13 protein-coding genes are annotated in these 13,339 nt (G+C 63.4%); 6 read left to right on the top strand and 7 right to left on the bottom strand.

The features are described 5' to 3' along the window. Window positions 1-118: 118 nt before the first annotated feature. A complete protein-coding gene (locus ACVIHF_RS26720; protein ID WP_456792804.1) occupies window positions 119-1,237 on the bottom strand; it encodes a hypothetical protein in 1,119 nt (372 codons plus the stop codon). On the opposite strand from ACVIHF_RS26720, the gene ACVIHF_RS26715 reads away from it, so the two are divergent. Next, window positions 1,236-1,580 carry a hypothetical protein gene (locus ACVIHF_RS26715; protein WP_456792803.1) on the top strand — a complete coding sequence of 115 codons (345 nt, stop codon included), beginning with the start codon at window positions 1,236-1,238 and terminating at the stop codon, window positions 1,578-1,580. The two genes, ACVIHF_RS26720 and ACVIHF_RS26715, sit on opposite strands and share 2 nt — an antisense overlap. A gap of 1,129 nt (window positions 1,581-2,709) precedes the next feature. On the opposite strand, the gene ACVIHF_RS26710 is transcribed toward ACVIHF_RS26715, so the two are convergent. From ACVIHF_RS26710 to ACVIHF_RS26690, 5 genes are all read right to left on the bottom strand, one after another. Beyond that, window positions 2,710-3,267 (bottom strand): hypothetical protein, encoded by a 558-nt coding sequence (locus ACVIHF_RS26710; RefSeq protein ID WP_456792802.1) that lies wholly within the window; start codon window positions 3,265-3,267, stop codon window positions 2,710-2,712. 189 nt (window positions 3,268-3,456) lie between these two features. Beyond that, window positions 3,457-3,795 (bottom strand): HGGxSTG domain-containing protein, encoded by a 339-nt coding sequence (locus ACVIHF_RS26705; RefSeq protein WP_456792801.1) that lies wholly within the window; start codon window positions 3,793-3,795, stop codon window positions 3,457-3,459. Continuing rightward, a complete protein-coding gene (locus ACVIHF_RS26700) occupies window positions 3,792-3,968 on the bottom strand; it encodes a hypothetical protein (RefSeq protein WP_456792800.1) in 177 nt (58 codons plus the stop codon). The genes ACVIHF_RS26705 and ACVIHF_RS26700 overlap by 4 nt, the downstream gene beginning before the upstream one ends. A gap of 706 nt (window positions 3,969-4,674) precedes the next feature. Then, window positions 4,675-4,941, bottom strand: coding sequence for an HGGxSTG domain-containing protein (locus tag ACVIHF_RS26695; protein WP_456792799.1), 267 nt, complete (start codon window positions 4,939-4,941; stop codon window positions 4,675-4,677). Further along, window positions 4,938-5,600 carry a hypothetical protein gene (locus ACVIHF_RS26690; RefSeq protein WP_456792798.1) on the bottom strand — a complete coding sequence of 221 codons (663 nt, stop codon included), beginning with the start codon at window positions 5,598-5,600 and terminating at the stop codon, window positions 4,938-4,940. The genes ACVIHF_RS26695 and ACVIHF_RS26690 overlap by 4 nt, the downstream gene beginning before the upstream one ends. A gap of 321 nt (window positions 5,601-5,921) precedes the next feature. Here ACVIHF_RS26690 and ACVIHF_RS26685 point away from each other — a divergent pair, with 321 nt between their 5' ends. The 4 genes from ACVIHF_RS26685 to ACVIHF_RS26670 all read left to right on the top strand — a co-directional run bounded on the left by ACVIHF_RS26685 (window position 5,922) and on the right by ACVIHF_RS26670 (window position 11,939). After that, on the top strand, window positions 5,922-7,238 hold the full coding sequence (locus ACVIHF_RS26685) for an ISNCY family transposase (protein WP_456792464.1): 1,317 nt from the start codon (window positions 5,922-5,924) through the stop codon (window positions 7,236-7,238). A gap of 326 nt (window positions 7,239-7,564) precedes the next feature. Beyond that, window positions 7,565-9,886, top strand: coding sequence for a molybdopterin guanine dinucleotide-containing S/N-oxide reductase (locus ACVIHF_RS26680; RefSeq protein ID WP_456792797.1), 2,322 nt, complete (start codon window positions 7,565-7,567; stop codon window positions 9,884-9,886). 107 nt (window positions 9,887-9,993) lie between these two features. Further along, the gene (locus ACVIHF_RS26675) at window positions 9,994-11,037 is read left to right on the top strand and encodes an alpha/beta fold hydrolase (protein WP_253607207.1); all 1,044 of its coding nucleotides are present in this window, start codon (window positions 9,994-9,996) and stop codon (window positions 11,035-11,037) included. 26 nt (window positions 11,038-11,063) lie between these two features. Continuing rightward, entirely contained in the window at window positions 11,064-11,939 is an 876-nt protein-coding gene (locus tag ACVIHF_RS26670; protein ID WP_456792796.1) for a PhzF family phenazine biosynthesis protein, read from the top strand. Between the two features lie 45 nt (window positions 11,940-11,984). On the opposite strand, the gene ACVIHF_RS26665 is transcribed toward ACVIHF_RS26670, so the two are convergent. Further along, the gene (locus ACVIHF_RS26665) at window positions 11,985-12,491 is read right to left on the bottom strand and encodes a winged helix-turn-helix transcriptional regulator (protein ID WP_028334861.1); all 507 of its coding nucleotides are present in this window, start codon (window positions 12,489-12,491) and stop codon (window positions 11,985-11,987) included. A 205-nt stretch (window positions 12,492-12,696) separates the two neighbouring features. Between ACVIHF_RS26665 and ACVIHF_RS26660 the strand changes: the two genes are divergently transcribed. Continuing rightward, a complete protein-coding gene (locus tag ACVIHF_RS26660) occupies window positions 12,697-13,335 on the top strand; it encodes a 2-hydroxychromene-2-carboxylate isomerase (protein WP_253607209.1) in 639 nt (212 codons plus the stop codon). Window positions 13,336-13,339 lie beyond the last annotated feature (4 nt).

The raw sequence follows: 13,339 nt of genomic DNA, 5'->3' as shown, positions 1-13,339 counted from the left end.
GGTCCTCGGTCAGCCCGGCGGCTGCCTCGTCGGTCGCAGCCGAACCGTGGACAGTCACGACGGAAGCGGGGGCATCGTCCGGAGCATTAAGGCCGGCGTTCATGATGCGCCTGCCATTCTAGCTCGAACACGCGTCGTTGCTGAGAAGCGGCGTCGGGTTCTCGGTCGAGTTTTCTCCGCCGCGATACCATGGCTTGAAACGAAACCCGGTTCTCGCATACGACCATGGCGCGGTCAGGGATCGGGCGCTGCCTTCCGTCGTATATTCCGAAGCGACGCCAGGGTCTGGATTGTAGAGCGAGAAGACTCCGCGCCAGCTGCCGTCCGGCTGCTCCTGGGCGTAGGACAGCTCCACCTTGTTTCGCGAGACCGAAACCAGACGATCCGAAACGTGATCGAACACGAATGGCCGCTCGAACCAGATCGTCGTTTCGTCCTGCTTGATTGCGACGTTGGCCTCCTGTCTTGCCGTGCCGCCGCCGACCAGCAAGGGAATCCCCAGCGGCACCGCGACTTCAGCGGTGGCGGTGGCATTGAGACGGTGGGCGGAAAGCGTCGATGCAAAACCATCGGGCCGCGCAATGATGGTCTTCTTCGTGAACGGGCCGTGCGGGCTATCTGCCGTGGCAACCAGCGCGACGGCGTTCTGCGTGTTGTTGTAGTAGCCGTGATAGAAGATGACATACTCGCCGTTCGCGCGCCGGCAGGCATAGCTGATCGACAGCCCGGACGCTTCCTCGGGCAGTGAGGGCGTGATCACGGCGCCATGGCGCGTGAATGTCATGCCGTCGACGCTGGTCGCAAGCTTGATCTGCTTCGACGCGCGGTCGAGGTAATAGATCATGTACGGCTCGGCTGCTCCGGGCTCATACACCACCTGCGCCGGGCCGATCCCGCCGGGCTCGGAAGCGTCCGACTGAAAGGCGATTCCTTGCGGGATCCAGGCGCCGCCGTTCGTCGACGTCCAGAGCCGCAGCTGAAACCAGCCCGTCGTATAGGCTGACGCATATAGACGCCTTGTATGCGCATCCGGCGCGATCGCGGATGACCACGCCAAATGAAGAACGCCATCGGGCGGCGACAGCGTCGGCGTCAGGCTCGACACCAGGCCGTCGTCGCCGAACTCCCAGATGTGATAAATGCCGCTGCTCCCGAGGCCATTGAGAAACCAGCTTCTGGCAATTGCGCCTGCCGGGAAAAGCGTGAGGATGACGAAAACAAGCCCCCGCGCAATCATGAAATTTATCCTGGGTCGTGCCGTCTATCGAGCAAACAATTCCGCTGTGATGACACACTCGGACGCCCGTTTCGCTCGGAAATTTGTTTCTGAAAATGACGCGCGGTCTCGGATTGAGACGCGCAGGATACGTCGGCGGATTCAATTGCCGGTGGCACTCGCCGTCGATGTTGCGGCGCTGCAGAGCCGTTCTGAAATCGCGTCCACGGAAGAGATCGGCGATCGCTTTGTTCGCGGCCGCGATCAGCAAGCGGAGCCCGGACGACAAGCCGTCCGTCCCGTAAAATTACCGACGGACGCAGACGTCCCTTTCCTGCCGGTAGAGGTAGCGGTAGGCTTCTGACCTTCCAGCGTGTGTTTTCAAAGCAATTTATGCGGAGGGATTCATGCTTCGATTAGCTGCCGCTTCGCTTTTGCTGCCGTATTGGTGCTCCCGCCCCTAAGCCCATTTGCATAGGCTCAGCAAAGTCCCGGACAGCGAGCGCCGAATCCCAGAAGCTGGAGAAGTGTAAAGCGCTTGCTCGCGAGCGCGGCTTTTTAGGCGGAGGGGCGACAAAAGGCGCAATCAAGCCGCGAGATCTCATTATCGCGTGTATGCAGGGCAAAGTTACCTGGTAGCTGCTGCTGCGATGCTAATGTCTGCGAGGACGGCCGTTCCCGTTGATGAGCTCTTGCCCAAGCTCAGGAAGGGCCACGGTCCAAACAAAGCCTCCACCCAAAAGCAAGTCAGCAAGCGTAGCCCGGATGAGCGCAGCGAAATCCGGGGATGGGTTCATTCCCGCGTGCCGCTACGCTCATGCGGGGTACTTGCTGAGTCCGCGGCGACATCGAGGGAATGGCCCTGTAGCCTTGCTTGAGCTGTGGTCCCTCCGCGAAGTCGGCTCTAGCTCGCAGTCTCTTCCTCGATAGATGGCGGCCGGTATCCAACCGGTCCAAAATGGTAGCGATAAGCCACCCGTTCGACCCTAAGTCTATTCAAGCATTTGACGGCAACGGCGCCGTCCTTGATTGGTCGGCCAAAGATGGCCATGTTCGGAATTGTCTTGGACTTTTCTCTTTCGGAATATTGCGCAATCGCTCGATGAGAGATGCCAAATACCGTCTCCAGGGGGGCTCCACCTGTGCGAAGTAAGCTGAAATACGACGGGTAAATGATGCCGTCGAATCCATTCGCGTGCGCGGTCGCAGCTATATCGCGTGTAATCTCGTAGGAATGTCCACCAGCCAAGAAGAGCATGTGCACTGCCATATCGAGGCTTTCGAATTCTGTTACGTTCTCGTACGGGAGCATCGCAGTGAGATCTAAGAGCTTGAGTTCTCGCGTAAGCGCATTTGGTGCATACGCTTTATTCAACGAAGTGAGAGGACGGAAAGGCCCGTAATGGAGGGGCGCTCCAACATCTACTATGTCGACGTTGCTGCTTCGTTCCGCAGGACTATGAGCAGCGGACGCTTCTCCACCATTGGTCTTGCTAAAGGTCTCGGTTATCAGCATCAGTGTCGATGTGCACAACAGCAACGGGCACTGCGATACCAATCGCGCCATTTTCAACGCGAACGCGGACATCAATCGACAGATCAAAGGTTGAGAGGGAGGGCAGCACCTCGCCGGCGAGGCGAGTTCGCGCAACGGTCTCCTGTATCTTTGGGCGAGCATTGCAGACTTCCGTAGCAATCGATTTCGCTACCGATCGGTCTTTTTCTAGGAAGACCTTATTCTCGGCAGCTACAATAAATTCGTCAGGAGTTGCAGTAGTCTCCGACAACAACCCAATTACAAGCGAGTATACAGTGGCAAGTTGGTCTGCTCCGTTTTCCGACAGACCTGTAATCTTGCGTAAATTGCTGCTGTCTAAGCGCCGAGTGCCTCGCTGGAAGTTCGAGATCATCTCCGCGAGCACGTGACGTCGTGCCTCCTCTGGCAACGAAGCAGCCGAAGAGAAACCGGCTTGGAAAAAAAGCAGCGCCTGCTGCGGATACCGGCTTAGACGCCCCTCTAACTCCTCCACTCCCTTAGAGTTTTCAGCCATACTGATTTGCCCCCTTTACAAAATAGGCCACTACCTGTGCGAGTGTAAATACCCTGACTTAAGTTTCCATCCGCGGCTGCGCACAGCATCCGGATACGCCCTCCTCAGAAGAGTGCAGTAGGCCCCGCCTCATGTCGGATCCCAAATCCTTGCCGTGATGATGAAAGCGCCGGAATAAAACTACTCAGCCTACTCCCTTGAAATCACGACGTAAATTCGAGCGCGTCGTGAGCTGCAAAAGGCTTGGCGGACAAATGGCCTCATTTTCATCTCCTCCAGCAACCTCCGCGCTTCCCCCAACAACGCCCATATCTGCCGCCGCTCTTCGATCGCATCCCCGGTGAATAGGCCGTGCCTGCGCGCGTTCCGGTTTGCCCTTGATGCGCCGGATCCCTTTGCGCCACCGTGCATGCGGCAGCGCGTCTTGCCGTGCACTGCCGGCGCGCGGCACGCGCCGCCAGAGCGGGTTTTGGCGCCACGGTGCGGGCTGGCAAGCATCGGGCCGGTATTTTTGATTTGATCGCTCATGCCTGTGCGTCCTGCCTGGCGTCGGCGGGGGCGCGCCTTAGCCTGGCGCGCGCGGCCTTCGGCGCCTTCCGCGCCGCGGATGCCGGCTTCTGGTCCGACACGACCACATTCGCATGCTGCGTGACGTTGCCGACGATGGCGTTGCCGCCGCCCTCGACCTTCACGTTCTGCACGGTGACAAGCCCAACAGGCCGGCAATTGGAAAGAGAGGGTTACTTCCTCAGTCGGATGCAAGGAGCCCACAGGGTTGGCGCCGGCAGCTTACAGGGGCTAGCCCGGATGGACGGTCCCGTAGATTTACCATGACCCGGAATTCCAGCTGCTCGGCGCCGGAGCGGGCGCTAAGTTGATTGCGCGGGGGCGGCGCCTTGAGGTCAGGAGGCCGCAGTGGAGCGTCTGTATTTGGGCATCGCCGTCACCAGCACTTACGCGCTGGTCACCATTGCGCTGATCCTGGCCTTCGTGCACTGACCGCCGGGAATCCGGATCTTTGCTCGCGGGGTCGCTACCGGGTGCGTCGTCGTCTTCGCGGAACGCGGCAATGTCCGGCAACCGGCAACCTTATACTGCGTCAGCGGGTTTAAACGTCATGCCGAGGCCTGTAGCGATAACCCTGATGAGTTTGGCCGTTGCAACGCTCACGGCGTTCGGCATCGCCGCAGCCCTCATGATCCATTAAAGCGCGATGAGATTAGGTTGAATCGTCATCGCGCTTTAGCTCTTTGTTTGAGCATGATCTCCGCGCAAACGCTTCGCGTTTGTCGCAGGGAAAACCGCTTCGCACTTTTCCGGATCATGCTTTAGCGGGAATGGGCCAGCGGGATTTCGCGCCCGGCGGCCCATTGGTCGTTGAGGCGTGCGGCCATTTGCGAAACGCAATCACTTTATCCCTTCCAGCATCCTCCGCGCGTCTCCCAACAACGCCCGGATCTGCCGCCGCTCGGCGATCGCTTCCCGAGTGAACCGGCCGTGCTTGCGCGCATTCCGGTTCGCCCGTGGCGCGCCGGATCCCTTTGCTCCGCCGTGCATGCGGCAGCGCGTCTTGCCGTGCACCGCCGGCGCGCGGCACGAACCGCCGCAGCGGGTCCTGGCGCCGCAGCGCCGGCTCGCCAGCATCGGGCCGGGCGTTTGGATGTGGCCGCTCATGCCTGGGCGTCCCGCCCGGCATCGGCGGAATTCCGCCGTCGCCGCGAGCCCACTGCCTTCGGCGCAATCCGCGCCGCGGATGCCGGGCTGTTGCCGGACACGATCACCCTCGCATGCTGCGTGACGTTGCCGACGATCGCCTTGCCGCCATCCTCGACCTTGACGTTCTGCACGGTGATGGCGGGCTCGCCGCGGCTGCGGTGCCGGTTCAGCGCCTCGATCTGGGCGGGAAAGGTGCGGGCGAGCCGGCCCAATGCGCGCGCGGCGCTGTCGTGCTGGGCGAGGTCCTTGGCATGCGCGAGGTGATGGGCACATCGCATCGCCATCACATGAACCGACACCATCTGCGCCACCAGCATGGCCTCGACGGAATCCCGCGGGCGAATGCTTCTCACCATCGAGATCATGAAGGCGAGGTTGACCTCGCAGGGCTTGCCGCCGCTCACGCTGGCCTTGACCAATTGCCGCAGGATGCCGTCCATCGCGTCGCGATCGGCGACCCCCAGCGCGTTCGCCATCAGCCGTGCGCCGAGCTCCGGATCAGGATGGTCGATGCAGAAGCCGTGCGAGGAGAATTTGATCCGCGGGGGTGCGGCAGCCTGGGTCTGGGCGGTTGCGGCGGGCATCGTCGGCACGGTGATTTCAGGTGCAGGTGTCATGTCGATAGTCCCTGGAACGCGCGCGGCAAACGCGCAGACGATCGCTCGCTGCGGCAGCCGGCGCGATGTCAATTGTGAGGAGGGTTTTGGGCGGCAAGCGCCATCCGTCGCTCCCGCTGTTGCGGCGAGGGGGCACTTGCACGATTTCGGAATATTGGAAATGTATCCCTGATTTGCCCGACGCGTCAAGTGGCCTTGTCGGGCGTGTCAGTAGCTCGTGATCTGTCGCCTGTTTGTAGCTCGTGAAGTGTCGTGTTTTCGGTGCTCCGGAACAAGGGGGGCACGATGGGCACGGCATCCATTCACGAGGGTGTACGACGGATGCGGTTTTCAGATTTGCTGGATCGGACGGAGGCGAAGGAACTGACGCAGGAGGCAGCTTCGGAGGTTCTTGGGATCAGTGTTCGGACGTTTCAACGCTGGGCGGAGCGCTATGAGGCGGAGGGCGACGACGGGCTTGTCGACCGCCGGCTGGGGCGTCGTTCGCCACGGCGGGCGCCGGAGGAGGAGCTGGAACGGATGCTTGCGCTGTACCGGGACAAGTACGCGGACTTCACGGTGAAGCACTTCCACGAGCAGATGCAAAAGCGGCATGATTATGTGCTGGGCTATACGGTGACGAAGCTGGCGCTGCACGCGGCAGGGCTGGTGCGGAAGGCTCCGAAGCGTTCGGCGCACCGCAAGAAGCGGCCGCGGCGGCCGCTTCGGGGCATGCTGCTGCACCAGGACGGATCGCGCCACGTTTGGATCGAAGGCCTGCCCGCGAGGGACCTGATCGTCACGATGGACGATGCGACGAGCGAGATCTACTCGATGGTGCTGGTCGAGGAAGAAGGAACGGCCTCGACCTTCCAGGCCTTGCGCGAAGTGATTGGCGAGCATGGCCTGTTCTGCGCGCTCTACACCGACCGCGGCAGCCATTATTTCCTGACCCCAAAAGCTGGCGAGAAGGTCTCGAAGACGCAACAAACCCAGGTGGGACGGGCTTTGTCGCATCTTGGGATCGAGCATATCGCAGCCTATTCGCCGCAGGCGCGCGGGCGCTCCGAGCGGGTGTTCGGCACCTTGCAGGATCGGCTGCCGAAGGAGCTGCGGCTTGCCGGGATCACGACGGTTGAGGCTGCCAACGCGTGGCTGAAGGCGCATTACATCCCCGGGCACAACGCCGCGTTTGCGATCAAGCCCGAACAGGAAGGCTCGGCATTCGTGGCCGACCGGCATGAGGCCTGGCGCGAGGCGCTGTGCGTGATCGAGGAGCGAACCGTCGCCAACGACAATACCGTTGCATGGAACGGTCGGCGGCTGCAGTTGCCGGAGAGCCGGCTAAGACCTCACTTCGTCAAGGCCTTGGTGCGGCTACATGAGTATCCCGATGGCACCGTCAGCGTGTTCCTTGGACCGCATCGATTGGCGAGGTTTGCGCCTGACGGACAGCAGATCAGCCCCGACGCGCTTCAGCCTGGCGGCGTGCTCGGAGCCGTCAAGGACAAGCCCTGGCGGGCGCGCAAGCGCGCGTCCTTGACCGCTCCTGCGCGCGCCGCCGTCGAGAAAGCGCGGGTCGGGACGGAGAAACGGGCTTCAAGTCGAACAAAGAAACTCACCCACAGGGCTAAAACCGCCACAACAGCCGTGGCATGATCAATCAGGGAAAGCCGTCCCCGCCTTCCGGCTCCCCTGCAAATCAGAAACGAAGGCGACAGATCACGAGCTACAAAAACACGACATCTTCACCCGCTACGGACAGTGGCCTTGTCGGGCGCCGGCGGCCGCCCGGCGCCTTTGCATGGGGTTGTTTTCGATATTTTGGCGGCGTGGCCCGGCGGGAGTTCCGCCGCCGTCGCCCGCAGTCATGCCGGCAAGGCGCGGTGCGATCCGTGTTAGCGGGTACCGCGCGCCGATTGGATCATTATACTGGCCGGAACGTTGCGCAGGCGTGGCGCCGGCCTGCGGATGAAGGAGCATCGATGAGCGAGACCATTGGCCACCCCGATCCCGGCCTCGATTTGTCCGACGGGTTCAAGCCGCACACCTCGCATTGGGGCGTGTTCTCGGCGCGGCTCGGCAAGGCGGGTCTCGAAGTCAGGCCCTATGCCGCCGATCCCGATCCGAACGGCATCATCAACAATTTCCCCGGCGCGCTGCGCCACCAGGCGCGCATCGCGCAGCCCGCGATCCGCCGCGGCTGGCTCGAGCGTGGGCCCGGTCCGGACGATCGCCGCGGCCGCGACGAGTTCGTCTCGGTCAGCTGGGAGCAGGCGCTCGATCTGCTCGGCGGCGAGCTGACGCGGATCCGCGACACGATCGGCCCCGGTGCGGTGTTCGGCGGCTCCTACGGCTGGTCCAGCGCGGGCCGCTTCCATCACGCGCAGAGCCAGGTGCACCGCTTCCTCAACATCGCCATGGGCGGCTATGTCCGCTCGGTGAACACCTATTCCTCGGGCGCGTCCTCGGTACTGCTGCCGCAGATCCTGACCGGCTACGAGGACATCACCAAGCGCAACGTCACCTGGGAGCAGATTGCGGCCGAGACCGACATCGTGCTGGCGTTCGGCGGCATGGCGCTGAAGAACTCGATGGTGGCCGGCGGCTCGATCAGCAAGCATGTCGAGCGCGGCGCGATGGAAGCCGCGCACCGGCGCGGCTGCAAGTTCGTCCTGGTCAGCCCGCTGCGCGACGATCTTCCCGTCGAGGCCGGCGCCGAATGGCTGACGGCCACACCCGGCACCGATACCGCGCTGATGCTCGGCATCGTCCACACTTTGGTCAGCGAAGGCCTGCACGATCAGGCCTTCCTCGATCGCTACACCGAGGGCTGGCCGGTGTTTTTGCGCTATCTGACCGGCGAGAGCGACGGTCAGCCCAAGAGCGCCGAATGGGCCGCGGCGATCTGCGGCATCGACGCCGGCACCATCAAGACGCTCGCGCACCGGCTTGCCGGCCGCAGAGCGCTGATCACCGTGTCGCATTCGTTGCAGCGCGCCGAGCATGGCGAGCAGCCGGTGTGGATGGGCATGGTGCTGGCGGCGGCGCTCGGCCAGATCGGCCTGCCTGGCGGCGGCTACGCCTATTCGCTCGGCGCGATCGGCTATTACGGCCGCCGCGTCAATGCGGTGCCGGGACCGACGCTCGGGCAGGGCCGCAACGGCGTCGCCGACTTCATTCCGGTGGCGCGCATCGCCGACATGCTGCTCAATCCCGGCACCAGCTATCGCTACAATGGCGAGACGCGCACCTATCCGGATATCCGGCTGGTCTACTGGGCCGGCGGCAATCCGTTCCACCATCACCAGGACCTCAACCGCCTGCGCAAGGCGTTTGCGCGGCTCGACACGCTGGTGGTGCATGAGCTGGCCTGGACCGCCACCGCCCGCCACGCCGACATCGTGCTGCCCTCGACCATGACGCTGGAGCGCGAGGACATCGGCTATTCCAGCAACGATCCCTTGATGGTCGCGATGCACCGGATCGCCGAGCCGTTCGGCCTCGCGCGCGACGACTACGAGATCTTCGCCGATCTCGCCGAGCGGTTAGGGGCCCGCGAGCCCTTCACCGAAGGGCGCACCTCGCGGCAATGGCTGGAACATCTTTACGAGCCGACCCGCAAGGCGCTCGCCGCGCGCGGGCTTGAGGCGCCGAGCTTCGAGGAGTTCTGGGCGCGCGGCAGCCTGGTCGTGCCGCAGCATCTCGACGATGGCGGCTCGCTGCGCCGTTTTCGCGAGGACCCCCTCGCGCGCCCGCTGCCGACGCCGAGCGGCCGCATCGAGATCTTTTCGCGGAAGATCGCTAGCCACGGCGATGCGGATTGTCCGGGCCATCCGGTCTGGCTCGAGAAGACCGACACGCCGACGCCGGGCGCGCCGTGCTTCCTGGTCGCCAACCAGCCGGTGACGCGGCTGCACAGCCAGCTCGATTTCGGCGGCCATTCGCTCGACGCCAAGCATCGCGGCCGCGAGGTCGCGCGCATGAATCCGCGCGACGCCAAGCCGCGCGGCATCGCCGACGGCGACATCATCCGCATCTTCAACGCACGCGGCGCCTGCCTCGCCGCGGTGCATGTCACCGACGGCATCGCACCCGGCGTGGTTCAGCTGCCGACCGGCGCCTGGTACGATCCGATGGATCCCGAGGAGGAAGCGCCGCTCTGCGTGCACGGCAATCCGAACGTGCTGACCCGTGACATCGGCACGTCATCCTTCGCGCAGGGCTGCACCGGCCAGCTCACGAGCGTCGAGGTCGAGCGCTTCAACGGCAATCTGCCGCCGATCCGGGCGTTCGATCCGGCGTAGAGGGGGATCGCAGCCGATCACGAACAAATCATCGGTGGGTGCTGGATGGCGTTAAGCCGTTCGGCTACGGCATCACGAGATCGCCCCTGAGTTCTGGATTTGCCGAGATGCCCCTGAAAACCCTGTTTCACATCGCCGTCGCTGCGACCGTTGCGCTCGGATCGTCCAACGCCTTGGCGCAATCGGCCGCCGAGCCGGCCTACGGACCGGAGTTGCAGGGCTTCGACTATCCCTATCCGGTGGAGCATTATCGCTTCAGCTCGCAGGGGCAGGAGCTCGACATGGCCTATCTCGACGTCAAGCCGGCGACGCCGAACGGCCAGACCGCGGTGCTGCTGCACGGCAAGAATTTCTGTGCCGCCACCTGGGACGGCACCATCAAGGCGCTCAGCGGCGCCGGCTATCGCGTGATCGCGATCGACCAGATCGGCTTCTGCAAATCCAGCAAGCCGGAGCGCTATCAGTTCACCTTCCAGCAGCTCGCCGGCAACAGCCGCGCGCTGCTCGCCTCGCTCGGGATCGCGCATTCGATCATGGTCGGCCACTCGACCGGCGGCATGCTGGCGATGCGCTACGCCCTGATGTATCCGGAGGCCACCGACCACCTGGTTTTGGTCGATCCGATCGGACTGGAGGACTGGAAGGCCAAGGGCGTGCCGTGGCTCAGCCTCGACGGCTGGATGCAGCGCGAGACGCGCGTCACCGCGGACAGCATCCGCGCCTATGAGCGCGCCACCTATTACGCCGATACCTGGGATGCGTCCTACGAGACGTGGGTGCAGATGCTGGCCGGCATGTATCGCGGAGAGGGCCGCGCTGCCGTGGCGTCGAGTTCGGCGCGGCTCTACGACATGATCGCGACCCAGCCGGTGTTCTACGAATTCGAGCAGATCAAGCCGCCGACGCTGCTCTTCGTCGGCGACAAGGACACCACCGCGATCGGCAAGGACACTGCGCCGCCGGAGATTCGCAAGACGCTCGGCAATTATCCGGTGCTGGGCAAGGAGGCGGCCAAGCGGATTCCGCATGCGCAGCTGATCGAATTCCCCGACCTCGGCCATTCGCCGCAAATCCAGGCGCCGGCGCGCTTCCACGAGGCGCTGCTCGGCTGGCTGCAGCATCCGGAGACCGGCGCGACGCTGGTCAAGTAGGGACGGCGAGACAGGCGAGCGACATCATGGCGACAGCGGAACTGGTCAGCGTGTTCACAGTGGATGGGCAGGGCGGCAATCCCTGTCCGATCGTGGTGGATGCAAGCGGCATGAGCGCCTCCGAGATGCAGGATATTGCGCGCCGCCATGGTCACGAATCCGGCTTCGTGCTGCCGGCACAGAGCGACGATTTCGACGCCACGTTCCGCTTCTTCGTTCCGAATCACGAGATGGAAATGTGCGGCCACGCGACCATCGGCGCGCTCTGGCTGCTTGCGCGCCAGGGAAGGCTGCCGGGCGATACGATGCGGATATCGACGCGCAGCGGTCCGGTCACCGGCTTCATCAGCCGTGATCGTCACGGCGAGCCGCGTGTCGAGATCACCCAGCCGGCCGGGAAGACCGTTCCGCTGACCACGGGGCAACGCGATGACGTGCTGCGGGCGCTCGCGGTCGGGCCCGATGCGATCGACGCGGCGACACCCTGCAATGCCGTCACATCGCGGATCAAGACACTCGTTCCGATGCGTTCTCCCGACGCGCTGAATGCGCTCGATCCCGCGGCCGAGCAAGTCGAGGCGGTCTGCGGCCGGATCGGATCGACCGGGCTCTATCCATTCGCCGTGATCGACCGAAAAGCTCGCCTGTTCGAGGCGCGGCAATTCCCGCGCTCCTCCGGCTATCGCGAGGATGCCGCAACCGGCATTGCGGCCGCCGCGCTGGCGTTCGGGTTGCTCGACTATGGCTTGGTCGCTCCTGATGACGACGAGATTCGAATCCTGCAGGGCAGGGCGATGGGGCGGCTGTCGGAGATACGCGTCCGCATCGGCTTCGCCGGCGGCCGTCCCGTCGGCTGCCTGCTGGGCGGCAATGTTGCGCTGATGGCTGCGCCGTCAGGCTGAGTAGCCGCCAGCGCGGGGCGCCGGCTTCGCGAACAGTATCCAGGTCTAATCAGCGGCACGCTTGGCTCGCTCCTGCGCCTTGGCGTGCACCGGTGACGATTTCCGCGCACCGGGGCCGGGATGCACGTGGACCGCCTTCGCGCTCAGCGGCTCGCCGCATTCCGAGCAGACCATGACGGGATCGAACATCTTCTTGCAGGTCTTGTGTTCGTGCAGCATCGGCCGGCCGCGCGAATCGACCATGTGGACGTTGCCCCAGTGCACGATCGACATGATGATCGGATAAAGATCGAGCCCCTTCTGCGTCAGGATGTATTCGTAGCGCTTCGGCGCCTCCTGATACGGAATCTTGCGCAGCACGCCGAAGCGCACCAGCTTCTTCAGCCGGTCGGCGAGCAGATGCCGCGTGATCCCGAGCGAGGCCTGGAAGTCATCGAACCTGCGGATGCGCAGGAAACATTCGCGCAGGACCAGCAGGCTCCAGCGGTCGCCGATGACAGCCACCGTGCGGGCCACCGAGCACGGCTCCTCCTCGAGGGCATCCCATTTCATCAGCATCTCCTGCGGTCTGCGCCGACATCGCCTTTTAAATTCTAAAACAGAACTAACGCAATTTCAATAGGATGCCTCGCCTGCAGCCGTGACTTAGTCATTGGATGACAAATATCATATTGACAGTTCTAAAATAGAACTTAAGGTCCCGGCTCGATCAACGCGGCGGCTGAGGGCTGCTGGTACTCAAAGGGAAGGGCGTTCCATGGTTGCTCCGCTCAAGGTCGAATTCCATTTCGATTTTGGAAGTCCGAACGCCTATCTGGCGGAGCAGGCGCTGCCCGAAATCGAGAAGCGCACCGGCGTGAAGTTCGACTACATCCCGGTGCTGCTCGGCGGCGTCTACAAGGCGACCGGCAACATGTCGCCCGGCGAGTCGCTGCGCGGCATCAAGAACAAGCCCGAGTATAACGCGATCGAGACCGAGCGCTTCCTGCGCCGCTACAACATCACGACGTTCAAGACCAACCCGTTCTTTCCGGTCAACACGCTGATGCTGATGCGCGGCGTCGTCGCTGCCGATTTCGAAGGGCTGTTCGAGCCGTACTTTCGCGCCGCCTACCACCACATGTGGTCCGAGCCCAAGAAGATGGACGATCCGCAGGTGTTACGCGAAGCGTTCCTGTCTTCCGGCCTCGATATCGACCGCATCATCGCCCGCGCCCAGCAGGACGAGGTGAAGAAGAAGCTGATCGACAACACCAGCAACGCGGTGGCGCGCGGCTCGTTCGGCTCACCGACCTTCTTTGTCGGCGACGAGATCTTCTTCGGCAAGGACAAGCTGCGCGAGGTCGAGGACGAGATCGTCGCGCAACTGGTTGCGGGGCGGCGCAAGACCGCCTGAGCGG

Source organism: Bradyrhizobium sp. USDA 4506 (genome assembly GCF_054058795.1).
The sequence above is the reverse complement of the archived record's forward strand: the minus strand, read 5'-3'. Positions and strand labels throughout refer to the sequence as shown.